At 56.9% G+C, this 24884-nt stretch carries 18 protein-coding genes; 5 read left to right on the forward strand and 13 right to left on the reverse strand.

Annotated elements, in window-relative coordinates; all coding sequences use genetic code 11:
* Positions 1 to 62: 62 nt before the first annotated feature.
* Entirely contained in the window at positions 63 to 1106 is a 1044-nt protein-coding gene (locus ACOTXI_RS14390) for an aminopeptidase (protein ID WP_008499615.1), read from the forward strand.
* Between the two features lie 98 nt (positions 1107 to 1204).
* On the opposite strand, the gene cysH is transcribed toward ACOTXI_RS14390, so the two are convergent.
* The 3 genes from cysH to cysJ are packed head-to-tail and all read right to left on the reverse strand — an operon-like array spanning position 1205 to position 5472.
* The gene (cysH, locus tag ACOTXI_RS14395; RefSeq protein ID WP_008499616.1) at positions 1205 to 1939 is read right to left on the reverse strand and encodes a phosphoadenosine phosphosulfate reductase; all 735 of its coding nucleotides are present in this window, start codon (positions 1937 to 1939) and stop codon (positions 1205 to 1207) included.
* A 15-nt stretch (positions 1940 to 1954) separates the two neighbouring features.
* Complete coding sequence (gene cysI, locus ACOTXI_RS14400; protein WP_023325980.1) at positions 1955 to 3667, reverse strand: assimilatory sulfite reductase (NADPH) hemoprotein subunit; 1713 nt, start codon at positions 3665 to 3667, stop codon at positions 1955 to 1957.
* Positions 3667 to 5472, reverse strand: a complete 1806-nt coding sequence (gene cysJ, locus ACOTXI_RS14405; protein ID WP_045417797.1) for an NADPH-dependent assimilatory sulfite reductase flavoprotein subunit — start codon at positions 5470 to 5472, stop codon at positions 3667 to 3669. Before cysJ ends, cysI begins: the two co-directional genes overlap by 1 nt.
* Positions 5473 to 5778: 306 nt before the next feature.
* On the opposite strand from cysJ, the gene queD reads away from it, so the two are divergent.
* Positions 5779 to 6141: a 6-carboxytetrahydropterin synthase QueD gene (queD, locus tag ACOTXI_RS14410; protein ID WP_008499619.1), complete on the forward strand. Its 363-nt coding sequence runs from the start codon at positions 5779 to 5781 to the stop codon at positions 6139 to 6141.
* A gap of 88 nt (positions 6142 to 6229) precedes the next feature.
* Here the strand turns inward: queD and queE are convergent, their stop codons facing one another.
* The 3 genes from queE to ACOTXI_RS14425 are packed head-to-tail and all read right to left on the reverse strand — an operon-like array spanning position 6230 to position 9222.
* Positions 6230 to 6901 carry a 7-carboxy-7-deazaguanine synthase QueE gene (gene queE, locus ACOTXI_RS14415; RefSeq protein ID WP_021241905.1) on the reverse strand — a complete coding sequence of 224 codons (672 nt, stop codon included), beginning with the start codon at positions 6899 to 6901 and terminating at the stop codon, positions 6230 to 6232.
* 54 nt (positions 6902 to 6955) lie between these two features.
* Positions 6956 to 7663 (reverse strand): N-acetylmannosamine-6-phosphate 2-epimerase, encoded by a 708-nt coding sequence (locus ACOTXI_RS14420; protein ID WP_046091899.1) that lies wholly within the window; start codon positions 7661 to 7663, stop codon positions 6956 to 6958.
* The gene (locus ACOTXI_RS14425) at positions 7663 to 9222 is read right to left on the reverse strand and encodes a PTS transporter subunit EIIC (RefSeq protein ID WP_058653939.1); all 1560 of its coding nucleotides are present in this window, start codon (positions 9220 to 9222) and stop codon (positions 7663 to 7665) included. The genes ACOTXI_RS14420 and ACOTXI_RS14425 overlap by 1 nt, the downstream gene beginning before the upstream one ends.
* 165 nt (positions 9223 to 9387) lie before the next feature.
* Here ACOTXI_RS14425 and ACOTXI_RS14430 point away from each other — a divergent pair, with 165 nt between their 5' ends.
* Complete coding sequence (locus ACOTXI_RS14430) at positions 9388 to 10212, forward strand: MurR/RpiR family transcriptional regulator (RefSeq protein WP_008499624.1); 825 nt, start codon at positions 9388 to 9390, stop codon at positions 10210 to 10212.
* 364 nt (positions 10213 to 10576) lie between these two features.
* A complete protein-coding gene (locus tag ACOTXI_RS14435; protein ID WP_058653940.1) occupies positions 10577 to 11680 on the forward strand; it encodes an SDR family oxidoreductase in 1104 nt (367 codons plus the stop codon).
* Positions 11681 to 11733: 53 nt separating this feature from the next.
* On the opposite strand, the gene eno is transcribed toward ACOTXI_RS14435, so the two are convergent.
* The 5 genes from eno to rlmD all read right to left on the reverse strand — a co-directional run bounded on the left by eno (position 11734) and on the right by rlmD (position 19414).
* The gene (gene eno / locus ACOTXI_RS14440; RefSeq protein WP_003862715.1) at positions 11734 to 13032 is read right to left on the reverse strand and encodes a phosphopyruvate hydratase; all 1299 of its coding nucleotides are present in this window, start codon (positions 13030 to 13032) and stop codon (positions 11734 to 11736) included.
* An 82-nt stretch (positions 13033 to 13114) separates the two neighbouring features.
* A complete protein-coding gene (gene pyrG / locus ACOTXI_RS14445) occupies positions 13115 to 14752 on the reverse strand; it encodes a glutamine hydrolyzing CTP synthase (protein WP_008499626.1) in 1638 nt (545 codons plus the stop codon).
* Between the two features lie 223 nt (positions 14753 to 14975).
* Positions 14976 to 15767 carry a nucleoside triphosphate pyrophosphohydrolase gene (gene mazG, locus ACOTXI_RS14450; RefSeq protein WP_058653941.1) on the reverse strand — a complete coding sequence of 264 codons (792 nt, stop codon included), beginning with the start codon at positions 15765 to 15767 and terminating at the stop codon, positions 14976 to 14978.
* A gap of 65 nt (positions 15768 to 15832) precedes the next feature.
* Entirely contained in the window at positions 15833 to 18064 is a 2232-nt protein-coding gene (gene relA / locus ACOTXI_RS14455; protein ID WP_008499628.1) for a GTP diphosphokinase, read from the reverse strand.
* A gap of 51 nt (positions 18065 to 18115) precedes the next feature.
* The gene (gene rlmD, locus ACOTXI_RS14460; protein ID WP_058653942.1) at positions 18116 to 19414 is read right to left on the reverse strand and encodes a 23S rRNA (uracil(1939)-C(5))-methyltransferase RlmD; all 1299 of its coding nucleotides are present in this window, start codon (positions 19412 to 19414) and stop codon (positions 18116 to 18118) included.
* Positions 19415 to 19471: 57 nt separating this feature from the next.
* Between rlmD and barA the strand changes: the two genes are divergently transcribed.
* Positions 19472 to 22231, forward strand: coding sequence for a two-component sensor histidine kinase BarA (gene barA / locus ACOTXI_RS14465; protein ID WP_021241900.1), 2760 nt, complete (start codon positions 19472 to 19474; stop codon positions 22229 to 22231).
* Positions 22232 to 22320: 89 nt separating this feature from the next.
* On the opposite strand, the gene ACOTXI_RS14470 is transcribed toward barA, so the two are convergent.
* Complete coding sequence (locus ACOTXI_RS14470; RefSeq protein ID WP_058653943.1) at positions 22321 to 23460, reverse strand: glycerate kinase; 1140 nt, start codon at positions 23458 to 23460, stop codon at positions 22321 to 22323.
* A gap of 77 nt (positions 23461 to 23537) precedes the next feature.
* The gene (gene gudD, locus ACOTXI_RS14475; RefSeq protein ID WP_058653944.1) at positions 23538 to 24875 is read right to left on the reverse strand and encodes a glucarate dehydratase; all 1338 of its coding nucleotides are present in this window, start codon (positions 24873 to 24875) and stop codon (positions 23538 to 23540) included.
* Positions 24876 to 24884 lie beyond the last annotated feature (9 nt).

Below are 24884 nucleotides of genomic sequence, written 5' to 3' on the forward strand. Positions count from 1 at the left end.
ATGGACGATCACAGTTTCATACTAGGCGGGTTATTATTTTGCTCTGTTTTTAAGGACTCACTATGTTTTCCGCAACGCGCCACCGTATTGCTGCCCTGGCGCTCGGCGTTTGCTTTATTCTTCCTGCCCAGGCAAAAAACCAACCTTATGGTGAAATCGCCACTATGCAGGCGCGGCATATTGCCACCGTTTTCCCTGGCCGCATGACCGGATCGCCTGCGGAAATGCTCTCTGCGGACTATCTTCGCCAGCAGTTTGCCGACATGGGTTACCAGAGCGATATCCGATCGTTTCACAGCCGCTACGTCTATACCTCACGCAATAAAACGAAAAACTGGCATAACGTGACCGGCAGTACGGTGATTGCGGCCCACGAAGGCAGCGCAAAAGAGCAAATTATCATTATGGCGCACCTTGATACCTACGCCCCGATGAGTGACGCCGATACGGATAACAATCTTGGCGGGCTGACGCTGCAGGGCATGGACGACAATGCCGCAGGCCTGGGCGTGATGCTCGAACTGGCCGAGCGGATGAAAGATATTCCCACCCAATATGGCATTCGTTTTGTTGCCACCAGCGGTGAGGAAGAGGGCAAACTCGGCGCTGAGAATCTCCTTAAGCGTATGAGCGCTGAGGAGAAGAAAAATACGCTGCTGGTGATCAACCTCGATAACCTGATCGTCGGCGACAAGCTCTATTTCAACAGCGGGCAGAGTACGCCGGGTACCGTGCGGAAACTGACGCGCGACCGGGCCCTGGCGATAGCCCGCAGCCATGGGGTTTATGCCACCAGCAATCCCGGCGGTAACCCGGATTATCCGCGAGGCACAGGCTGCTGCAACGACGGGGAAGTGTTCGATAAGGCGGGCATTCCGGTGCTGTACGTGGAAGCGACGAACTGGGCGCTGGGCAAAAAAGATGGCTACCAGCAGCGGGCTAAATCGAAGGCCTTCCCGGACGGGACGAGCTGGCACAACGTGATGCTGGACAATCAGCAGCACATCGATCGCGCGCTGCCGCAGCGGATTGAACACCGCAGTCGTGATGTGGTGAAGGTGATGCTGCCGCTGGTGAAGGAGCTGGCGAAAGCGGGGAAAGCCTGAGGCCGTTAAGCCCGGTGGCGGCTACGCCTTACCGGGCCTACATATGGAACGAGCCTTAGTAGGCCCGGTAAGCGCAGCGCCACCGGGCAAAAAGGTTATCACCCTTCGTGCAACCCGCACTCGCGCTTCAGCCCGAAGAATCGCGTCTCTTCTTCCGCCATTCCCGGTTCCCACTTACGCGTGGTGTGGGTATCGCCCACCGACAGATAGCCCTGGTCCCACAGCGGATGGTATTTCAGCCCGTGCTTTTGCAGGTACTGATACACCGTCCGGTTGTCCCAGTCGATAATCGGCAGCACTTTAAAGACCCCGCGCTGCACCGCCAGCACCGGTAAGGTTGCCCGGCTGCCGGACTGCTCGCGGCGCAGGCCCGCGAACCACGTCTGGGCATTAAGCTCTTTCAGCGCCCGGTTCATCGGCTCGACCTTGTTGATCTCATTGTATTTCTCAATGCCCTCAACGCCCTGCTCCCACAGCTTGCCGTAGCGCGCCTCCTGCCAGGCCGCGCTTTCCGTCGCGCGGTAGACCTTGAGGTTCAGCCTGAGCTTGTCCGTCAGCTCGTCAATAAACTGGTAGGTCTCCGGGAACAGGTAGCCGGTATCGGTGAGGATCACCGGAATGTCCGGACGGATCTGATTCACCAGATGCAGGCTGACCGCCGCCTGAATACCAAAGCTCGACGAGAGCACATACTCTCCCGGCAGGTTTTCCAGCGCCCACGCCACGCGCCCTTCAGCGTCCAGCTTTTCAAGGTGGGCATTGGTTTCTGCCAGCGCCAGAATGCGTTCGACTTTTGGCAGGTCATTAAGGGCGTTTAGATCGAGTACGGACATAATTACCTCTCGTGGTTACTCCCAGAAATCCCTGGCGGGATCGAGCACCGGGCGAATGATGCCCGCACGCACCGTAAAGTCGCCGAAGCCTTCACCCGCTTCGCGCTCTTTCGCCCAGCGCCCGACAAGCTCGTCGATGGAATCAAGAATTTCCGGCTCGGTGATGTTCTCGCGGAACATACGCGGAATGCGCGTGCCGATACGGTTACCGCCCAGGTGCAGGTTGTAGCGCCCCGGCGCTTTCCCCACCAGCCCCAGTTCGGCCAGCATCGCGCGACCGCAGCCGTTCGGGCAGCCCGTCACGCGCATAACAATATGCTCGTCCGGAATGCCGTGTTTTTCCAGAATCGCTTCTACCTTGTCAGTGAATGACGGCAGGAAACGTTCCGCTTCCGCCATCGCCAGCGGACAGGTCGGGAACGACACGCAGGCCATTGAGTTTTCACGCTGCGGTTTGACCGCATCCATTAACCCGTGATCGCGCGCCAGCTTCTCGATCTTCGCCTTTTGGCTTTCCGGCACGCCGGCAATGATCAGGTTCTGGTTAGCGGTAATGCGGAACTCGCCCTTATGGATCTTCGCAATTTCCAGCAGACCGGTTTTCAGCGGACGCCCCGGATAATCCAGAATACGGCCGTTTTCGATAAACAGCGTCAGGTGCCATTTATTATCGATACCCTTCACCCAGCCAATGCGATCGCCGCGACCGGTGAATTCGTAAGGGCGGATCGGCTCAAACTTGATGCCCGCGCGACGCTCCACTTCCGCTTTGAACGTCTCGACGCCCACGCGCTCCAGGGTGTATTTGGTTTTCGCGTTTTTACGGTCGGTACGGTTACCCCAGTCGCGCTGGGTCGTCACCACCGCTTCCGCCACGGCCAGCGTATGCTCCAGCGGCAGGAAGCCGAACTCGCTCGCAGTGCGGGCATAGGTTTTCTTGTTACCGTGCTCAATGGACAGGCCGCCGCCCACCAGCAGGTTAAAGCCCACCAGCTTGCCGTTTTCGGCAATCGCCACGAAGTTCATGTCGTTGGCGTGCAGGTCGATATCGTTCTGCGGCGGGATCACTACCGTGGTTTTAAACTTACGCGGCAGGTAGGTCTGGCCGAGGATCGGTTCTTCGTCCGTAGTCGCGACTTTTTCCTGATCGAGCCAGATCTCCGCATAGGCGCGGGTGCGCGGCAGCAGGTGCTCGGAGATCTTCTTCGCCCACTCGTACGCTTCGGCATGCAGCTCGGACTCATACGGGTTCGAGGTGCAGAGCACGTTACGGTTCATGTCGTTGGCGGTCGCCAGCGCGTCCAGCCCAACGGAGTGCAGCATCTGGTGCACCGGCTTGACGTTCTTCTTCAGAATGCCGTGGAACTGGAAGGTCTGACGGTTGGTCAGACGGATGCTGCCGTAGATCGTGTTTTCACCGGCAAACTTGTCGATCGCCTGCCACTGTTTGGTGGTAATCACCCCACCCGGCAGACGGCAGCGCAGCAGCATCGCGTGACGCGGCTCCAGCTTCTGCTCTGCACGCTCGGCGCGGATGTCGCGGTCGTCCTGCTGGTACATGCCGTGGAAACGGATCAGCAGGAAGTTGTCGCCTTTGAAACCGCCGGTGAGACCGTCATTCAGATCTTCAGCAATGGTGCCACGCAGATAGTTGCTTTCCAGCTTCATGCGCTCGGCGTCTGTCAGTTTACCTTCGACCACCAGTGGCCCTGGATGTTTTTCGCTCATTAGTAGACATCTCGCTGATAACGGCGCTCAACGCGCAGCTCACTTAAAAATTCATCCGCCGCTTCGGCATCCATACCGCCGAATTCGGCAATCACTTCCAGCAAAGTCTGCTCAACGTCTTTCGCCATGCGATTGGCGTCGCCGCAGACATAAATGTGGGCACCGTCATTGATCCAGCGCCACAGCTCTGCGCCCTGTTCGCGCAGTTTGTCTTGTACGTATACTTTTTCTTTCTGGTCGCGGGACCAGGCCAGATCGATGCGGGTCAGTACGCCTTCTTTGACGTAGCGCTGCCACTCCACCTGGTAGAGGAAATCTTCCGTAAAGTGCGGGTTGCCGAAGAACAGCCAGTTTTTACCCGGTGCGCCATCCGCCGCACGCTGCTGCATGAAGGCGCGGAACGGCGCAATGCCGGTGCCCGGGCCAATCATGATGACCGGCGTTTCCGGGTTTGCAGGCAGGCGGAAGTTGTCGTTGTGCTCGATAAAGACGCGCACTTCGCCCTCTTCTTCCACGCGGTCTGCCAGGAAGCCCGATGCTCCACCCGTACGGGCGCGGCCTTCGATGTCGTAGCGCACCACGCCGACGGTGATATGCACTTCGCTCTCCACCTCGGCCTGAGACGAGGCAATCGAGTACAGGCGTGGGGTCAGCGGACGCAGCAGGCCGATCAGCGCATCGGCATCCAGCTGAGCCGGAGAGAAGCGCACCATATCGACAATCGGCGTCGTCGCGGCGTAATGCTGCAGCTTCGCCTTGTCGCCCACCAGCGGCAGCAGGGATTCGCTGCGCGTTAAGGTGGCATAATTTTCGACGATATTCGGGGTATTCACCGTCAGCTCAAAATGCCACTGCAACGCTTCAGAAAGCGGCTGCGTTTTGCCGTCAACGGTGACGGGCTCGTCGCCTTTCAGCCACAGCAGCTCAACCAGCTCTTTCACCAGCGCCGGATCGTTCTGATACCAGACGCCCAGCGCATCGCCAGGCTGATAGCGCAGGCCAGAGTCGCCCAGATCGATTTCGATATGGCGAACGTCTTTTTCTGAATCGCGGCCGGTAATTTTCTGGTTCACCGACAGGCTCGCCGTCAGCGGCGCCTCTTTGGTGTACGGGCTGGTGTGGATGTCGTTAACAGCACCCGTCGCGGTGAACGCGGCCTGGGCTGACGTCTCTTTCGGCACGCGCGCTTTTAGCACGTCAACGATGCGGGTACGCCATTCAGCGGCGGCGGCCTGGTATTCAACATCCGCGTCAACGCGGTCCAGCAGGCGCTCTGCGCCCAGCTCCGCCAGCCTGCTGTCGAAGTCTTTGCCGGACTGGCAGAAGAATTCATAGGAGGTATCGCCCAGGCCAAAGACGGCAAACGCCGTGCCATCCAGCTTCGGCGCTTTTTTCGAGAACAGGAACTTATGCAGCGCCACCGCTTCTTCAGCGGGTTCACCTTCACCCTGCGTAGAAGCCACCACCACCAGCAGTTTTTCTGACGCGATTTGCTTAAATTTATAATCCCCGGCGTTGACCAGGTTCACGTTCAGCCTGGCGGCCAGCAGGTCGTCACGCAGCGCTTCGGCCACGCGGCGGGCGTTACCCGTCTGCGAGGCGGAAATCAGGGTAATGGCCGGAATTTCTACGGCCGTGGCCGGAGCACCCGCCACAGCGCCAGGCTGCTGATTGAGCATTCCCCAGAAATAGCCGGAGACCCAGGCAAGCTGAGTGGGAGAAAAATCAGAGGTGGCAGCCTGAAGGCGCGCCAGCTGCTCCGGGTTCAGGGGAAGCAAGTTTGAAGGTGGGGCCTGTGTTGTCATGCGTCGTTATGTTCCAGTAGCCAAGCGGACTTTAAGCGAATAAATCCAAACTGAAGATAAGGTTAACGGCGAGGATAATAACAATTAAAGAAGGGATGGAAATAATAAATAACCAAATGGACTAACCTGTTTTGGTTGTCATGCTTAGCGATAAAACCGATTAAATAATTATTTGAAATATAAGAACAAATAGCGATAAACACCCCGTATACGAGGCGGTTGCCGCTCAGAGCCGTTTTAGTTAATGCTAAAAATTGTGCTTTCCGGTACTATGCGGCGGTTTTTTCCGCATTACTGAGAGCGATCATGTCCACCACACTGTTTAAAGATTTCACCTTCGAAGCCGCCCACCACCTTCCGCATGTCCCTGAAGGGCATAAATGTGGCCGTCTGCACGGGCATTCGTTCATGGTGCGTCTTGAGATCACCGGTGAAGTTGATCCGCATACCGGTTGGATCATGGATTTTGCCGAGCTGAAGGCGGCGTTTAAGCCGACCTACGATCGTCTGGATCACTACTACCTGAATGAGATCCCGGGCCTTGAAAACCCGACCAGCGAGGTGCTGGCGAAATGGATTTGGGATCAGATGAAACCGCGGGTACCGCTGCTGAGCGCGGTGATGATCAAAGAGACCTGTACGGCAGGCTGCGTGTATCGCGGCGAGTGATGCTTGCCGGGTGGCGGCTTCGCCTTACCCGGCCTACAAAAGCCTCGAAACCCAGGCCCGGTAAGCGCTCGTGCCACCGGGCTTTTTTTCAGGCGATATTCAGATACTTGTGCGTCTGCATCGACAGGCGCCAGTTGCGCGCAATACAGGTTTCAATGCACAGACGCGTTGCATCGTCTTTCTGGCTGATAGGCTGCAGGGCAATGACCCGCTGCTTTTCGTCCGTCAGCGTGGCCAGCAGTTCATCCAGCGCTTCGATATCACGCACGCGCCCTACCGGGTGCTTAATCTCATCCGCGCGCTCCAGCGCCTGAGACAGCACGTCATACCCGCCGCGCATATTCACTTTTGGCGATACCGTCACCCAGGTGGTGTGCGAGCAGCGCACTTCATGGGTGCCGCTGGTCTCAATCTGGCAGCTGTAGCCGTTCTTTTCGAGCAGCTCGGTCAGCGGCGTCAGATCGTGGATGCAGGGTTCACCGCCGGTGATCACGACGTGGCGCGCCGTCCAGCCCTGACGGCCAATAATGGCGAGCAGATCTTCGGCACTGCCCGCGCCCCACTTATCGCTCTCTTTGGTTTTCGCCAGAATGCTAAACAGCGACACTTCCCGATCTGCGAGCTTATCCCACGTATGTTTGGTGTCACACCAGGCACAGCCAACCGGGCATCCCTGTAAACGAATGAAAATAGCGGGAACGCCGGTAAAGTAACCCTCGCCTTGCAGGGTCTGGAACATCTCGTTAATCGGGTACTGCATAGTCATCTCAGTAAAAGGGATAAACGATAAGTATCGCAGATCCCCGCCGGATGGTCATGCTCCATCGGTGCTTTGCGCGTCAATCGCCGCCATAAACCGTTCGGTAATTTGCTGCGGACGGGTGATCGCGCCGCCGACCACCACCGTATGCGCGCCCAGCGCCAGACACCTGGCCGCACGCTCGGGGGTATCCACGTTGCCTTCGGCAACCACGGGCACCGTCACGGCCGCCAGCACCGCCTTCAGGAACGCGCAGTCGTTTTCCGGAAGTGAATGGCCCGCCGTTTCCGCCGTGTAGCCGTAAAGCGTGGTGCCGACGCAGTCAAAGCCCAGCGCCTGCGCCGTCACGGCTTCCTCCACGGAGGAGATATCCGCCATCAGCAGCACCGCGGGATAACGTGCGCGGATGCGTGAGACCAGCGTTTCCAGAGATTCTCCGCCGGGACGTGGCCGCGCCGTCGCATCAAGCGCAATGATGTCCGGCGAGACGCTCATGAGCTCATCCACTTCTTTCATTGTCGCGGTGATAAACACCTCGCTTTCGGGATAATCCCGTTTGATGATGCCGATGACCGGCAAAGACACCTGCTGCCTGATGGCCTCGATATCCACCACGCTGTTCGCGCGAATGGCGGCAGCCCCGCCCTGTGCCGCAGCCAGCGCCATGCGCGACATAATAAACGGGCTGTGCAGCGGTTCATTTTCCAGCGCCTGACAGGAGACGACCAGTTTTCCCTTCAGGGTATCCAGTACAGTTTTCATTACGATAAGATCTCTTCCACTTCGTTTTTGATAATCGTGACGTGCGGGCCATAAATGACCTGAACGCCGTTGCCGCGCACGATAACGCCGCGCGCCCCGGTGGCTTTCAGTGCCGACTCATTCACTTTGCTGCCGTCTTTAACCGTGACGCGAAGACGCGTGGCGCAGCAGTCCACCTCGTCCAGATTCTCTTTTCCGCCTAATCCGGCGATCACCGCGGCTGCGCGTTCGTTTTGCGGCAGACTGACCTCATCAGCCATCGCCTCCTTTTCCCGACCTGGCGTCGCGAAATCAAAGCGGTTAATCAGATAGCGGAAGGTAAAGTAGTAAAGGAAGAACCACGGTACGCCGACCAGCGGAACGAACATCCAGTTGGTTTTGGCTTCTCCCTGCAAAATGCCGAACAGCACGAAGTCGATGAAACCGCCGGAGAAGGTTTGCCCGATGGTGATATGCAGCATGTGCGCGAGCATGAATGCCAGCCCGTCAAACAGCGCATGGATGACGTAGAGCACCGGCGCAATAAACAGGAACGAGAATTCGATAGGCTCGGTAATCCCGGTCAGGAACGAGGTTAACGCCGCAGAAAGCAGCAGCCCGGCAACGCGTTTTTTGTTCTCGGGTTTTGCCGTGTGGTACATCGCCAGGCACGCCCCGAGCAGGCCAAACATCATCGTAATAAAGCGCCCGGACATGAAGCGTGACGTGCCCTCATAGAAATGTTGCGTGTTCGGGTCAGCCAGCTGAGCGAAGAAGATCCGCTGCGTGCCTTCCACGAGGTGTCCGTTGACGATTTCACTCCCGCCAAGCGCGGTGGTCCAGAAAGGCAGATAGAAGATGTGGTGCAGACCGAACGGACCCAGCATGCGTAAAATGAAGCCGTACAGCAAAGTACCCAGATAGCCGGTCGCATCCACCAGCCCGCCGAGACCAAAAATCAGCTTCTGGAAATGCGGCCAGACCACGGTCATGAGCGCACCGACGAGTATCGCCGCCAGCGAGCTGATGATAGGAACAAAGCGCGAGCCGCCAAAAAAGCCCAGGAACTGCGGAAGTGCAATCTTGTTAAACCGATGATGGAGCGCGCAGGTTACCAGCCCAATCACCACGCCGCCAAAGACGCCGGTTTCCAGCGTCTGAATACCCAGCGTTATGCCCTGCCCCACCGCACCCGGGTTCTCATGCGCCAGTTTGCCGGTGAGGATCAGCAGCGCGTTGATGGTGGCATTCATCACCAGAAACGCGAGAAGCGCCGCCAGCCCCGCCGTGCCCTTATCGCTTTTTGCCAGCCCGACGGCGACCCCAACCGCAAACAGCACCGAGAGGTTCGCAAACACGATGGATCCTGCGCTGCTCATGATGGTGAAAATGGCCTGCAGCCAGCTCACGTCTAAAAACGGATAGGCCGCCAGCGTGTTGGGATTGGATAGCGCGCCGCCTATCCCCAGCAGCAGACCCGCCGCAGGCAGCACGGCAATCGGCAACATAAAGGATTTGCCAAAGCGCTGCGCTTTTTCAAACCATCCCCCTGAAGAAGCCCCACTGAATATTTGCATCATTTTTTCATCCCCCCATTAATAGATGAAAATTTTTACCATATTAATTTTAAATAGTGAAAATTATCATCAAAAACCAGGACGACGATCATACTTTTTCGAAATGACTGGCATCCCGCCCCCGCTTTACGCCACACTAGTCGCAGAGAAACGCATTAAGGATCGAGCATGTCAGACCATGAAAACCTGCTGCTGAAGCTACGCCAGGAGGCTTCCGGGTACAGCCCAACACAACAAAAACTCGGTGAGTTTGTTCTCAGCGATCCTGCCCGGGTGCTCTACCTGACGATCACCGAACTGGCGCGCGAGAGCCACACCAGCGAGGCCAGCGTGACGCGTCTTTGCCGCACGCTGGGCTGCAAGGGCTATAACGAATTTAAAATGGCGCTTGCGCTGGATATTCAGCAGGGCCAGCCCGCGCGTCAGGCGGGGGATGAGATTGATAACGTCGTGGATGAGTCGGTGCAGGCTTTGCAGGACACCGCCAGGCTCCTTGACCGCACGCTGCTTGAAAAGGCCGCGCTGGCGCTGCATCAGGCGCAGTCGGTGCAGATTTATGGCGTTGCGGCCAGCGCGATCCTCGGGGAGTATCTGCACTACAAGCTGTTGCGTCTGGGCAAACCCGCACAGCTGTTTAGCGATATGCACCGCGCGGCCATGAATGCGACAACGCTTTCGTCAGAAACCCTGGTGGTGGCCATCTCCAGTTCCGGCTCAACGCGGGATCTACTCCACGTGGTGAAGCTTGCCCGCAAGCGCGGCGTTAAGGTTCTGGCACTCAGCAATACGCCCCGCAGCCCGCTGGCGTCCCTGAGCGACATGCAGCTGGTGGCCGCCAAGCCAGAGGGGCCGCTTAGCGCGGGCGCGCTCAATGCCAAAGTTGGGGTCATGCTGCTGGTCGAACTGCTGACCACGTCCATGATTGCGCTGGATGGCCGTTACGGCGACGTTAGCCAGCAAACGGCCAGCGCCACGCTTCCTCTGTTACTCTAAAAACCCTTCGCAGGCTAAATAAAATAGCCTGCGCTTAATGTCGCCTGATTTAAGTTAAGTGGTGTTTAAATCATTTATCCGGTAAATGTTTGGTGTAACAAAGTATTATATTTATTACATTTAGAATTAAGTTCATCATCCGATGAGCACCACAAAAAGAACTTACAAATCATCACGTTGAAATATTCATTTTAATAAATTGAATTTTCACCCTGCCTGTAATGTCCAATATCTCCACCTGAATTCCTTTCCTTAAAATAAGCTTAAGATGCTGTCGATTTGGGCGTTTTATTATTTAAATGCCGTTTACTTTTGCACGCCTACAATCCGCCTCATCAATCATAATGAGACGGTATTAAAGAAGATGTTAATGATTACAGGCGTGACGGGGTTTCTGGGCGGTGCAGTACTGGAAAAAATTCTGACCAGCGATCAATCCGTAAAACTGCTTTTGCTCGCGCGTGCCAGCGATCCGCAGAGCGGGCTGGAGCGCGTGCTGGAGAACATGCGCAAGTTCAACGTTCCTGAGGACAAACTGGCCATTCTGAGCGTGGACAATATCCTCATTGGCGATCTCAGCCAGCCTGAAGCCTTCCTGAACGATCCGCGTCTGGACCAGGTCACGCATGTCGTGAACTGTGCAGCTGTTGCCTCATTTGGTAACAACCCGCTCATCTGGAAGGTCAACGTGGAAGGAACGCTGGCACTGGCGCGCCGCATGGAGCAGGTTTCAACGCTACAACGCTTCCTCCACGTGGGCACGGCAATGTCATGTACGCCGGAGCAGGATTCCCTGGTCGCCGAAAGCGCCGAATTCAGAGAGAATGCTGAACACCTGGTGGAATACACGTTTTCGAAGTCAACCATCGAACAGCTGATGCGCCAGGAATGTCCGAACCTGCCGCTGCTCATCGCGCGTCCGTCCATCGTTGTCGGCCATACACGCCACGGCTGCACGCCCTCGAGCAGTATTTTCTGGGTCTTCAGCATGGGCCTGATGCTGCAGAAGTTTATGTGCTCGATGGAGGACCGGATCGACGTTGTCCCGGTGGATTATTGTGCCGACGCGCTGTTAATGCTGCTCAACAGCAACGCGCGTCCGGGGGAAGTGGTACACATTTCGGCCGGAGAAGAGAACAGCGTTCGCTTTGCGGATATTGATAATGCGATGGCGCAGGCGCTGGAGAAAGCCCCCGTCGGCGATAAGTACGCACAGGTCAGCTACGAAACGCTGGTCAGAATGCGCCGTGAACTGAAAACGATTTTTGGCCCGTGCAACGAACGTCTGATGCTGAGAGCCATGCGGTTATACGGTGCGTTTGCCACGCTTAACGTGCGATTCAGCAACGATAAGCTGCTGAGCATGGGGATGCCGAAGCCACCCCGGTTTACGGATTATATTGCCCGCTGCGTGCAAACCACCCGGGGGCTGACCATTCCGGAGCAAATGGCGGTCGATTTTAAATAGCCAAAAAAAATGCCAGTCATTCGACTGGCATTTTCATGTTAAGGCTTAAGCGATTATGCCTGGCCTTTGATCTCTTTACGACCGTTGTATGGTGCTTTTTCGCCCAGCGCTTCTTCGATACGAATCAGCTGGTTGTATTTAGCAACACGGTCAGAACGGCTCATAGAACCCGTTTTGATCTGGCCAGCAGCGGTACCCACAGCCAGGTCAGCAATGGTCGCGTCTTCAGTTTCGCCAGAACGGTGAGAGATAACCGCGGTGTAGCCAGCGTCTTTCGCCATTTTGATCGCAGCCAGCGTTTCGGTCAGGGAACCGATCTGGTTGAATTTGATCAGGATGGAGTTAACGATGCCTTTCTCGATACCTTCTTTCAGGATCTTGGTGTTGGTTACGAACAGGTCGTCACCCACCAGCTGGATTTTGTCGCCCAGTACTTTAGTCTGGTATGCGAAGCCAGCCCAGTCAGACTCGTCCAGACCGTCTTCGATAGACACGATTGGGTACTGTTTGGTCAGGTCTTCCAGGAAGTGAGTGAACTCTTCGGAGGTGAACGCTTTGTTGCCTTCGCCAGCCAGAACGTATTTACCGTCTTTGTAGAATTCAGATGCTGCACAGTCCATCGCCAGGGTGATGTCTTTGCCCAGCTCGTAGCCCGCTGCTTTTACCGCTTCAGCGATAACAGCCAGTGCTTCTGCGTTAGAACCCAGGTTTGGCGCATAGCCACCTTCGTCACCCACAGCCGTGTTCATACCTTTAGCTTTCAGAACTTTAGCCAGGTTGTGGAACACTTCAGAACCCATACGTACTGCTTCTTTCAGGGATTTCGCGCCAACTGGCTGAATCATGAATTCCTGAATATCAACGTTGTTGTCTGCGTGCTCACCACCGTTGATGATGTTCATCATTGGTACAGGCATGGAGTATTTGCCTGGGGTGCCGTTCAGTTCAGCGATGTGCTCGAACAGTGGCATACCTTTAGCCGCCGCAGCCGCTTTGGCGTTCGCCAGGGAAACGGCCAGGATTGCGTTCGCACCGAAGTTAGATTTGTTTTCAGTACCGTCCAGATCGATCATGATCTTGTCGATGCCAGCCTGATCTTTGGCATCTTTGCCAACGATAGCCTGAGCAATAGGACCGTTAACAGCGCCAACCGCTTTCAGTACGCCTTTGCCCATGAAACGGGATTTGTCGCCATCACGCAGTTCCAGCGCTTCGCGGGAACCGGTAGAAGCACCTGATGGAGCAGCTGCCATACCGACGAAACCACCTTCCAGATGAACTTCGGCTTCAACGGTCGGGTTACCACGGGAGTCGATGATTTCACGACCGATGACTTTAACGATTTTGGACATTAGATTTTCCTCAGTACAAGTTAAACTAAAACTCCAGACAAACAACGCGTACCAAAGGTACGCGTTGCCGTTCTAACTTTTTTTACTTCGCCTGACGCTTCTGGTAGTCGCTGGCGGCCTTCACGAAGCCTGCAAACAGCGGATGCCCGTCACGTGGCGTTGAAGTAAATTCCGGGTGGAACTGGCAGGCGACAAACCACGGATGGTTTGGCACTTCGATGATCTCGACTAACTGATCATCCCCGGAGCGGCCCGCAACACGCAGACCCGCAGCTTCAATTTGTTTCAACAGCATGTTGTTGACTTCATAGCGGTGACGATGGCGCTCGGTGATGACCGGCTCGCCGTACAGCTTGCGAACCACGCTATCGTCAGTCAGCTGGCAGGCCTGTGCGCCGAGACGCATAGTGCCACCCAGATCGCTCTTCTCGGTACGGACTTCGACGTTACCATCTTCATCACGCCATTCAGTGATAAGCGCCACAACAGGGTACTTACAGTCTGGCACAAATTCCGTAGAGTTCGCGTTTTCCATTCCCGCTACGTTGCGCGCAAATTCGATCAGCGCAACCTGCATACCCAGACAGATGCCGAGGTATGGAATATTGTTTTCACGCGCATAACGCGCGGTGGCGATCTTGCCTTCTACACCACGGTAGCCAAAGCCGCCAGGGATAAGGATAGCATCCAGATCTTTCAGGATTTCAACGCCACGCGTTTCAACATCCTGCGAATCAATCAGCTTGATGTTCACGGAGACACGGTTCTTCAGACCACCGTGTTTCAGCGCTTCGATCACGGACTTATAGGCATCCGGCAGCTCAATGTACTTGCCGACCATACCGATAGTCACTTCGCCTGCCGGGTTGGCTTCTTCGTAAATAACCTGTTCCCATTCAGACAGGTTTGCTTCCGGACAGTTCAAGCTGAATCGTTTACAAATATAATCGTCCAGACCCTGTGATTTCAACAGGCCCGGGATTTTATAAATGGAATCGACATCTTTCATTGAAATAACGGCTTTTTCAGGCACGTTACAGAACAATGCAATTTTCGCACGTTCGTTCGCCGGAATGGCGCGATCGGAACGGCAAACCAGGATGTCAGGCTGAATACCGATAGAGAGCAGCTCTTTAACAGAGTGCTGGGTCGGTTTGGTTTTCACTTCACCTGCCGCCGCCATGTAAGGCACCAGCGTCAGGTGCATGAACAGCGCGTGTTCACGACCAATGTCTACCGCCAGCTGACGAATCGCTTCGAGGAACGGCAGGGATTCGATATCACCCACGGTACCGCCGATTTCAACCAGCACAACGTCATGCCCTTCGCCACCGGCAAGGACACGCTCTTTGATGGCGTTAGTGATGTGTGGGATAACCTGCACGGTCGCGCCCAGATAGTCACCACGGCGCTCTTTACGCAGAACGTCAGAGTAGATGCGGCCAGTCGTGAAGTTATTACGACGGGTCATTTTGGTACGAATGAAACGCTCGTAGTGGCCAAGATCCAGATCGGTTTCAGCGCCGTCTTCAGTAACGAACACTTCCCCGTGTTGGGTTGGGCTCATGGTGCCAGGATCGACGTTGATGTACGGATCCAGTTTCATCATGGTCACATTGAGGCCACGGGCTTCAAGAATGGCTGCGAGGGAGGCTGCGGCAATGCCTTTACCCAGAGAGGATACGACCCCGCCGGTCACAAAAATATAGTTCGTTGTCATGCTGAACCTGAGAAGTTAGGGTGAAACGATGGAATAACCAGGACGGGAAAGTAGTATACCCGAACACGGCGAGCGCCACAAACTTTCATTCTCCGTCTCCATTCCAGGCCATGACAAACATAAGGAGTGAGAAAATAGCCCCTTTTGGGTAAATGTTTTTGACGCAAATCAAGCGCTTGTCATTTAAAAAATCACACAAATTGCGCTTGATCGCAAAATTTCGTTAGAGATCAGATTCCTGGCGCTTTACTTCCTGCCAGACTTCTTCCATCGCGTCGAGGTCAATACCGCTCATTTCCAGGCCTCGCGAGGCGACAATCCGCTCCACTTCGCGAAAGCGGCGTTCGAACTTAAGGTTGGCTTTTTGCAGCGCCGTTTCCGCTTTTACACCCAGGTGGCGAGAAAGGTTGACGGTCGCAAACAGCAGATCGCCCATCTCTTCCTCAAGCTTTGCTTCATCCACCATTGCCTGCTGCGCTTCGTGCATCACCTCGTCAATCTCTTCGTGCACTTTATCCAGCACCGGGCCGAGTGAGGTCCAGTCAAACCCCACGGCGGAGCAGCGTTTCTGGATTTTGTGCGCGCGCATCAGCGCGGGCAGGCTCAGCGGAATGTCGTCCAGCGCGGAGTGCTGGGATTTTTCTGCCCGCTCGGCGCTCTTGATCTGCTCCCAGCGGGCCAGGACTTCGGTGCTGGTTCCTGCGGTAGCGTCACCGAAAATATGGGGATGACGGCGCTCAAGCTTGTCGCTGATGGCAGCGCAGATATCGTCAAAGTTAAAGCGCCCCTCTTCCTGCGCCATCTGCGCGTAGAACACAACCTGGAAAAGCAGATCGCCCAGCTCGCCGCGCAGGTCGTCAAAATCTTCACGGGAAATGGCGTCCAGCACCTCGTAGGTCTCTTCAAGGGTGTACGGGGCGATGGTGGCGAAAGTCTGCTCTTTGTCCCACGGGCAGCCGTTTTCCGGGTCGCGCAGGCGTTTCATGATGCCGAGCAGGCGGTCGATTTGAGTCATAATACTGTCCTGATGAAAAATGCCGGGTGGCGGCGTTGCCTTACCCGGCCTACGGAAGAGGATGTTTAGCCGCCGTGCAGACGACGCGCGTCAATCACATCCGGCACCTGGTTCAGCTTGCCAAGCACGCGGCCCAGCACCTGCAGGTTATAGATTTCGATGGTCATATCGATGGTGGCAAGCTGCTCGCGGGTATCGCTGCGGCTGGCGACGCCCAGCACGTTGACCTTCTCGTTGGCGAGAATGGTCGTAATGTCGCGCAGCAGGCCGCTGCGGTCGTTGGCGGTGACGCGCACCACCAGCGAGTAGCCGGCGGAGTAGCTCTCGCCCCAGACCGCTTCCACGATGCGCTCCGGCGCATGGGACTGCAGCTCGGCAAGCTGGTCGCAGTCGGAACGATGAATCGAAATTCCGCGCCCCTGAGTGATAAAGCCGACGATATCGTCGCCTGGAATTGGCTGACAGCAGCGGGCAATGTGGTGCATCAGGTTACCGACACCTTCGACCACCACGCGGCCGTTGTCTTTGCTGCGCTGCTGCGGCGCGTAAGTTTTCTGCTGCAGCTGCTTCAGCGCCGCCGCGTCCTGCTCTTCCGCGCTTGGCTTATTGAACTGCGCCTGCAGGAAGTTCACCATCTGATTCAGACGAATATCACCGCCGCCAATCGCCGCTAACAGCTCATCAAGCTCGTTGAAGTTGTAGCGCGGCAGCAGGAATTTCTCCGCCTCTTTCAGGCTGATCCCGATATGCTCCAGCTCGTCGTCAAGGATCTGGCGGCCGGCAAGGATATTCTTGTCTCGATCCTGTTTGCGGAACCAGGCGTGAATCTTCGAGCGCCCGCGGCTGGTGGTGACATACCCCAGGTTCGGGTTAAGCCAGTCCCGGCTCGGGTTCGGCTGCTTCTGGGTAATGATTTCAATCTGGTCGCCCATCTGCAGCTGATAGGTGAACGGTACGATACGCCCGCCAATTTTCGCCCCGATGCAGCGGTGCCCGACATCGCTATGGATGTGGTAGGCAAAATCGAGCGGCGTAGAGCCGGCCGGCAGGTCGACAACGTCCCCTTTCGGGGTAAAGACGTAGACGCGATCGTCAAAGACCTGGCTGCGCACTTCGTCGAGCATCTCGCCGGAATCGGCCATCTCTTCCTGCCACGCAATCAGCTTACGCAGCCAGGCAATGCGGTCTTCGTGGCCTGAACGCGCCCCGCCGGACGTGCCTTCTTTGTATTTCCAGTGCGCGGCAACGCCCAGCTCGGCGTCCTCGTGCATCTGTTTGGTGCGGATCTGAATCTCGACCGTTTTACCGCCAGGGCCAAGCACCACGGTATGGATTGACTGATAGCCGTTCGGTTTGGGGTTGGCGACATAGTCGTCGAACTCATCGGGCAGATGACGGAAGTGCGTGTGCACTATCCCCAGCGCGGCGTAGCAGTCCTGCAGACGCTCCGCCACGATACGCACGGCGCGCACGTCAAACAGCTCGTCGAAGGCGAGGTGTTTCTTCTGCATTTTGCGCCAGATGCTGTAGATGTGCTTTGGTCGACCGTAGACTTCGGCGCGCACGTTCTCTTCTTTCATCGCCTGGCGCAGTCCGCCGACAAATTCCTCGATATAGTGCTCGCGATCGATACGGCGCTCGTGCAGGAGTTTGGCAATCCGTTTGTATTCCGCCGGGTGCAGATAGCGGAAGCAGTAATCTTCCAGCTCCCACTTCAGCTGACCAATCCCCAGCCGGTTCGCCAGCGGCGCATAGATGTTTGTACACTCTTTGGCAGCCAGCACGCGCTCGTCTTCCGGCGCATCCTTCACCTCTCGCAGATGGGCAATACGCTCGGCCAGCTTGATGACCACGCAGCGGAAATCATCCACCATGGCCAGCAGCATCCGGCGAACGTTATCGACCTGCTCTGAGGAGACAGAATCCGTATGCGCGGCTTTGAGCTGACGAATGGCTGCCATATCGCGCACGCCGTGGATCAGCGCGACGACGGATTTTCCGACGCTGTCGCGCAGCACGTCTTCGCTGACCACGTCCGCATCCGCGAGGGGGAAGAGCAGCGCGGCCTGCAGCGTTTCGATGTCCATGTTCAGCATGGACAGGATTTCAACCATCTCCACGCCGCGCCACAGGAGAAGATCGGCGTCGGGATGCCCCTGCGTGGTGCGCAGACAATAGGCCCAGGTTTCGGTTAAGCGTTCACACGACTGCTGGCTGGAAATTCCCAGACTTGCGATCCATTTTTGTGGGTCAAACTCCCCAGCTTTATTGAGATGTGCACTTCTTACCGCAACCATTGTCCTCTCCTTTAGGGACCAGGGCCTGTCGAAGTCGACAAGCCAAACAAATTAGATGTGCTTGAACAACACCATCGATTCCAGATGCCCAGTGTGCGGGAACATGTCCAGCATTGCCAGACGCTGAATCTGGTAACCCGCGCTGAGCAGTGCCTCGCTGTCCCGGGCAAGCGTTGCCGGGTTACAGGAAACATAGACCACACGCTTTGGCGCGAGTTTAATAATATGTGCCATCACGCCCGGGGCACCGGCACGTGCCGGGTCGAGCAAAATTTTATCAAAGCCCTGCTTTGCCCACGGCTGTTGGGTGACATCGTCCTCAAGATTTTGATGAAAGAATGTCACATTTTGCAAGCCGTTCTGCCGCGCGTTCTCCTGCCCTTTCGCCACCAGCGCCTCAACGCCTTCCACACCGACGACGCTGGCCGCTTCTTGCGCCAGCGGCAGCGTGAAGTTGCCCATTCCGCAGAACAGATCGAGCACCCGGTCGCTTTTCTGAACGTCCAGCCACGCCAGCGCTTTCGCCACCATCTGCTGGTTAACGCCATCATTCACCTGAATGAAATCCCGCGGGCTGAACGTTAAGCGTAGCCCGTTTGACGCATACCAGGGCGACTCACCGGTAACCTGTTCAAGTATCTCGCTTTGTGGTGCAAGGAAAAGTGCCAGGTCGTGGGAATGCGAAAAGCGTTCCAGTTTTTCGCGATCTTTCTTCGACAACGGCGCGGTATGGCGCAGCACCATCAGCGGGCCATTGTTTGCCATGACCAGTTCGACGTGCCCAAGATGGCGTACGCCGTCCAGCCCGGAGAGGCAGATGCGCACTTCCGGGAGCAATGCCTCAAGATGGGGCACCAAAATGGGGCACCGCTTCACGTCAACGATGTCGCTGGAGCCGGCCTTGCGAAACCCCATCTCCAGCCGCTCCGTTTTTGGCTGATAGCTGAGGCTCAGGCGCGCGCGACGACGATAGCCCCAGGGCTGATCGGCAACAATTTCGTTAACGTCATGTTTGAGCAGACGCGCCAGCGCGCGGCTTTTGCTTTTTTGCTGTAATTCTGTGCTCGCATGCTGTTGCTGGCAGCCGCCGCACACGCCAAAATGGGGGCAGCGGGGTGCCACACGCTCCGGGCTATCGCTGAGGCGACGCTTAACCTGCCCGCGCGCAAACTGGCGTTTATCTTCCGTCAGCGTAATTTCTGCTCGTTCTGCTGGCAGTAAACCTGTTATAAACAGAGCCTTACCATTGTGGCGTGCCACTCCCTGGCCAAACGGATCGAGGTCCGTGGCCTCAACAGTGATGATTTGACGCGTCGTCACGCGTCGCTTTGCAGAGTAGAATTGCGCCATCGCCGAGATTTTTCTCACATAACCATAATTATCTTAATTGTCCCATAACGGAACGCCATGACCAACTACAGCCTGCGCGCGCGCATGATGATTTTGATCCTCGCCCCCACCGTTCTCATCGGTTTGCTGCTGAGTATCTTCTTTGTGGTGCACCGCTATAACGATTTGCAGCGACAGCTGGAAGATGCAGGCGCCAGTATTATCGAACCGCTTGCCGTCTCCAGCGAGTACGGCATGAACCTGCAAAACCGCGAATCCATTGGGCAGTTAATCAGCGTACTCCACCGCCGCCACTCGGACATCGTACGCGCCATTTCCGTTTACGACGAACATAACCGCCTGTTTGTGACCTCAAACTTTCATCTCGATCCTGCGGCCCTGAAAATCCCGGACGGTACGCCGTTCCCGCGCCACCTCACCGTATTGCGGCGCGGCGATATCATGATCCTGCGCACGCCGATCGTGTCGGAAAGCTATTCCCCCGATGAGTCTGCACAGTCCGACGCCAAATCCAGCAATAATATGCTGGGATATGTGGCGCTGGAGCTGGATCTCAAGTCGGTCCGGCTACAGCAGTACAAAGAGATTTTCATTTCCGGCGTGATGATGCTGTTCTGCATCGGCATTGCGCTGATCTTCGGCTGGCGCCTGATGCGCGACGTGACGGGTCCCATCCGCAACATGGTTAACACGGTTGACCGCATCCGCCGGGGACAGCTCGACAGCCGTGTGGAAGGGTTTATGCTGGGCGAGCTGGACATGCTGAAAAACGGCATCAACTCGATGGCGATGTCGCTGGCGGCGTATCACGAAGAGATGCAGCACAACGTTGACCAGGCGACGTCCGACCTGCGCGAAACGCTGGAGCAGATGGAGATCCAGAACGTTGAGCTGGATCTGGCGAAAAAGCGCGCTCAGGAAGCGGCGCGTATTAAATCGGAATTCCTTGCCAATATGTCGCACGAGCTGCGCACGCCGCTCAATGGCGTGATCGGCTTTACCCGTCTGACCCTGAAAAGCGAGCTCAACCCCACTCAGCGGGATCACCTGCATACCATTGAACGCTCGGCCAACAACCTGCTGGCGATCATTAACGACGTGCTGGACTTCTCCAAGCTGGAAGCGGGCAAGCTGATCCTCGAGAGTATCCCCTTCCCGCTGCGCAGCACGCTGGATGAAGTGGTGACGCTGCTCGCGCACTCGTCGCACGACAAAGGCCTGGAGCTGACGCTTAACATTAAAAACGACGTGCCGGATAACGTTATTGGCGATCCGCTGCGCCTGCAGCAGGTCATAACCAACCTTGTCGGGAATGCCATTAAGTTCACCGAAAGCGGTAATATCGACATCCTGGTAGAGAAACGCTCGATCAGCAGCAATAAGGTCCAGATTGAAGTCCAGATCCGCGATACCGGCATCGGTATTCCGGAGCGCGACCAGTCGCGTCTGTTCCAGGCGTTCCGTCAGGCGGACGCTAGCATCTCCCGCCGTCATGGCGGTACCGGTCTGGGGCTGGTGATCACCCAGCGCCTGGTGAACGAGATGGGCGGCGATATCTCATTCCACAGCCAGCCAAACCGCGGTTCAACCTTCTGGTTCCACATTAATCTGGACCTTAATCCGAACGTGCTGACCGATGGCCCGGTGACGGACTGCCTGAAAGGCAAGCGTCTGGCCTACGTTGAGCCTAACGCTGCGGCGGCGCAGTGTACGCTCGACATCTTAAGCACCACGCCGCTGGAGGTGGTCTACAGCCCCACCTTCTCGGCGCTTGCCGTAGAGCATTACGATATTCTGCTGATGGGCATTCCGGTCACCTTCACCGGCGAGTTGACCATGCAGCAGGAGCGCTTGGCGAAAGCCGCGTCGATGACCGACTACCTGCTGCTGGCGCTGCCGTGCCATGGGCAGCTCAACGCGGAAGAACTGAAAAACGACGGCGCGGCCGCGTGTCTTTTGAAACCACTGACCGCAACCCGTTTGCTGCCAGCCCTCACGGAATATTGCCGTCTTAGCCAGCATGCCCTTCCGCTGATTAACGATGAGCAAAAATTGCCGATGAGCGTGATGGCGGTGGATGATAATCCGGCCAACCTGAAGCTCATTGGCGCATTGCTTGAGGACCAGGTTCAGCATGTGGAGCTGTGCACCAGCGGCGCGCAGGCGGTTGAACAGGCTAAGCAGATGCAGTTCGATTTAATCCTGATGGATATTCAGATGCCGGGCATGGACGGCATCCGGGCCTGCGAGCTGATCCACCAGCTGCCGCATCAGCAGCAAACGCCGGTTATTGCTGTCACCGCGCACGCGATGGCGGGCCAGAAGGAGAAGCTGCTGAGCGCCGGGATGAATGACTATCTGGCAAAGCCCATCGATGAAGAGAAACTTCATAGCCTGCTGTTGCGCTACAAGCCGGGTCATATTGGCGGAACGTACACGGTTTCCAGCGAGCAGGCTGAGATAAGCGTTAATCAGAACGCCACCTTTGACTGGCAGCTCGCGCTGCGCCAGGCGGCAGGTAAACCCGATTTGGCCCGCGACATGCTGCAAATGCTGGTCGCGTTTCTGCCGGAAATTCGCAATAAGGTGGAAGAGCAGCTGGTGGGTGAAAACCCGGAAGATCTGCTGGACGCAATCCACAAGCTGCACGGCAGCTGCGGGTACAGCGGCGTACCGCGGCTGAAAAACCTCTGTCAGCTTCTGGAGCAGCAGCTGCGTGCGGGCACGCCGGAATCGGAGCTTGAACCGGAGTTCCTGGAGCTGCTGGATGAAATGGATAACGTGACGCGGGAAGCGATGAAGGTGTTGGGGAGCTGAGGTAAAAGCCCGGTGGCGCTACGCTTGCCGGGCCTACAGGTGCACTAACGTAGGCCGGGTAAGGCGAAGCCGCCACCCGGCAATCACAGTTAAAATGCCTGCCCCACTTTCAGCACCGCCGCGATATTCCTTGCGGCCATCCTGACGTTCTCGCCGGCATTTTCCAGCGCGTCTTCCAGCGTGCAGATGGTGTAGATCACGCTAAACACGGCATCAATGCCGTGATCGTGTACCACGCCAACGTCCGCCGTCAGGCTGCCTGCAATGCCAATAACGGGTTTGTTAAAGCGTTTTGCCACCTTCGCCACCCCCACCGGGACTTTGCCGTGGATCGTCTGGCTGTCAATGCGGCCTTCCCCCGTGATCACCAGATCCGCATCGGCCACCTGGTCGGCCAGGTGTAGCGCATCGGTCACGATCTCAATGCCCTGGCGCAGCTGCGCGCCGCAAAAGGCGTAGAGCGCCGCGCCCATGCCCCCCGCCGCGCCGCCGCCAGCAAGGTTCAGTACGTCGATATCCAGATCCCGGGCAATGACGCTCGCATAGTGCGCAAGCGCATTGTCCAGGGTGACGATCATCTCGGGAGTGGCCCCCTTTTGCGGGCCGAATACGGCTGACGCGCCATCCTTCCCGGTAAGCGGATTGGTTACATCGCAGGCCACCTCAATCCGGCATTCCGCCAGACGCTTGTCCAGCACGCTCAGGTCGATACGCGCGAGTTTTCCCAGCTCGCCCCCGCCCTGCCCAAGAGGCTGTTCATTGTCGTCCAGCAGCTTCGCCCCCAGCGCCTGCACCATCCCTGCGCCGCCGTCATTGGTAGCGCTGCCGCCAATGCCAATAATAATATGCTTAACGCCCGCATCCAGCGCGTGACGAATCAGTTCGCCCGTGCCCCAGGAGGTGGTTTTCAGCGGATTACGCTGCGAAGGCGCAACCCGCTCCAGGCCGCTTGCCGCCGCCATTTCAATAAAGGCGCTCTGCTTATCACCGGACAAGCCATAAAACCCCTCCACGCGCTCGCCCAGCGGGCCGGTCACCGGAACATGTACAATGCTTCCCTGCGTTGCCGCGATCATCGCCTCAACCGTCCCTTCGCCACCGTCCGCGACCGGCAGCTTCACGTAAACCGCCTCGGGAAAGATCTCGCGAAAACCACGCTCTATCGCTGTCGCAACCTCAAGCGCACTCAAACTTTCCTTATACGAGTCCGGTGCGATAACAATTTTCATAAGCCATCCTTACGCATAGTCGTTACGTTAAGCATACACCACGTAAAAGACCGCTCATGGGAGCGGTCCCAATGCGTTTATCGTACCATGCACGGGCGTTTATTGTCGAATGTCCAGTCAGGGATCAGATACTGCATCGCCATCGCATCGTCGCGCGCGCCCAGACCGTGTTTCTGATACAGCTCATGGGCCTTCATGACCTGATCCATATCCAGCTCAACCCCCAGCCCCGGCGTAGAAGGCACCTGCACCATGCCACCTTTGATCTCAAACGGCTGCTTAGTAAGACGCTGATTACCTTCCTGCCAGATCCAGTGGGTGTCGATAGCAGTGATCGTGCCCGGCGCAGCGGCGGCGACGTGCGTGAACATCGCCAGCGAGATATCGAAGTGGTTGTTGGAGTGCGAACCCCAGGTCAGGCCAAACTCATGGCACATCTGCGCCACGCGAACCGACCCCTGCATCGTCCAGAAGTGCGGGTCAGCCAGCGGAATATCGACTGACTGGAGGGATAAGGTGTGTCCCATCTGACGCCAGTCGGTCGCAATCATATTGGTCGCGGTCGGCAGCCCCGTAGCGCGACGGAATTCCGCCATCACTTCACGGCCAGAGAAGCCTTGCTCAGCCCCGCACGGGTCCTCCGCGTAGGCCAGCACACCTTTCAGCTGCTTGCCGATCGCAATCGCTTCATCAAGGGACCAGGCCCCGTTCGGATCGAGCGTCACACGCGCCTGCGGGAAACGTTTTGCCAGCGCGGTGACGGCTTCCGCCTCTTCTTCCCCGGCCAGCACGCCGCCCTTCAGTTTGAAATCGTTGAAGCCATATTTTTCGTATGCCGCTTCCGCCAGGCGCACCACCGCATCCGGGGTCATTGCCTCGTCGTGGCGAAGCCGGTACCAGTCGCATTGTTCATCCGGCTGGCTCTGATACGGCAGTGGCGTCAGCTTGCGGTCGCCGACAAAGAACAGATAGCCCAGCATTTCCACTTCGCTGCGCTGCTGCCCCTCGCCCAGCAGCGACGCAACGTTAACGCCCAGATGCTGGCCCAGCAGATCCAGCATCGCGGCTTCAATGCCGGTCACCACGTGGATAGTGGTGCGCAGATCGAAGGTCTGCAGACCCCGGCCCCCGGCATCGCGATCGGCAAAGGTGTTACGCACGGTGTTGAGGACATTTTTGTACTCACCCAGCGTTTTGCCCACCACCAGCGGAATGGCGTCCTCCAGCGTTTTGCGGATCTTCTCCCCGCCCGGAATTTCACCCACGCCGGTATGGCCGGCATTGTCTTTGATGATGACAATGTTGCGCGTGAAGAACGGCGCGTGCGCGCCGCTCAGATTCATCAGCATGCTGTCATGGCCCGCAACCGGAATGATTTGCATGGAAGTGACGACAGGGGTCGTAAAAGTACTCATCGTGTAATC

Source organism: Enterobacter cloacae complex sp. BZL2005 (assembly GCF_049238885.1).
Taxonomy (GTDB): Bacteria; Pseudomonadota; Gammaproteobacteria; order Enterobacterales; family Enterobacteriaceae; genus Enterobacter; species Enterobacter roggenkampii.

Coding starts and splice junctions, on each gene's coding strand:
- ACOTXI_RS14390 (WP_008499615.1), top strand. CDS start 63: ATGTTTTCCGCAACGCGCCACCGTATTGCTGCCCTGGCGCTCGGCGTT.
- cysH (WP_008499616.1), bottom strand. CDS start 1,939: ATGTCCGTACTCGATCTAAACGCCCTTAATGACCTGCCAAAAGTCGAA.
- cysI (WP_023325980.1), bottom strand. CDS start 3,667: ATGAGCGAAAAACATCCAGGGCCACTGGTGGTCGAAGGTAAACTGACA.
- cysJ (WP_045417797.1), bottom strand. CDS start 5,472: ATGACAACACAGGCCCCACCTTCAAACTTGCTTCCCCTGAACCCGGAG.
- queD (WP_008499619.1), top strand. CDS start 5,779: ATGTCCACCACACTGTTTAAAGATTTCACCTTCGAAGCCGCCCACCAC.
- queE (WP_021241905.1), bottom strand. CDS start 6,901: ATGCAGTACCCGATTAACGAGATGTTCCAGACCCTGCAAGGCGAGGGT.
- ACOTXI_RS14420 (WP_046091899.1), bottom strand. CDS start 7,663: ATGAAAACTGTACTGGATACCCTGAAGGGAAAACTGGTCGTCTCCTGT.
- ACOTXI_RS14425 (WP_058653939.1), bottom strand. CDS start 9,222: ATGATGCAAATATTCAGTGGGGCTTCTTCAGGGGGATGGTTTGAAAAA.
- ACOTXI_RS14430 (WP_008499624.1), top strand. CDS start 9,388: ATGTCAGACCATGAAAACCTGCTGCTGAAGCTACGCCAGGAGGCTTCC.
- ACOTXI_RS14435 (WP_058653940.1), top strand. CDS start 10,577: ATGTTAATGATTACAGGCGTGACGGGGTTTCTGGGCGGTGCAGTACTG.
- eno (WP_003862715.1), bottom strand. CDS start 13,032: ATGTCCAAAATCGTTAAAGTCATCGGTCGTGAAATCATCGACTCCCGT.
- pyrG (WP_008499626.1), bottom strand. CDS start 14,752: ATGACAACGAACTATATTTTTGTGACCGGCGGGGTCGTATCCTCTCTG.
- mazG (WP_058653941.1), bottom strand. CDS start 15,767: ATGACTCAAATCGACCGCCTGCTCGGCATCATGAAACGCCTGCGCGAC.
- relA (WP_008499628.1), bottom strand. CDS start 18,064: ATGGTTGCGGTAAGAAGTGCACATCTCAATAAAGCTGGGGAGTTTGAC.
- rlmD (WP_058653942.1), bottom strand. CDS start 19,414: ATGGCGCAATTCTACTCTGCAAAGCGACGCGTGACGACGCGTCAAATC.
- barA (WP_021241900.1), top strand. CDS start 19,472: ATGACCAACTACAGCCTGCGCGCGCGCATGATGATTTTGATCCTCGCC.
- ACOTXI_RS14470 (WP_058653943.1), bottom strand. CDS start 23,460: ATGAAAATTGTTATCGCACCGGACTCGTATAAGGAAAGTTTGAGTGCG.
- gudD (WP_058653944.1), bottom strand. CDS start 24,875: ATGAGTACTTTTACGACCCCTGTCGTCACTTCCATGCAAATCATTCCG.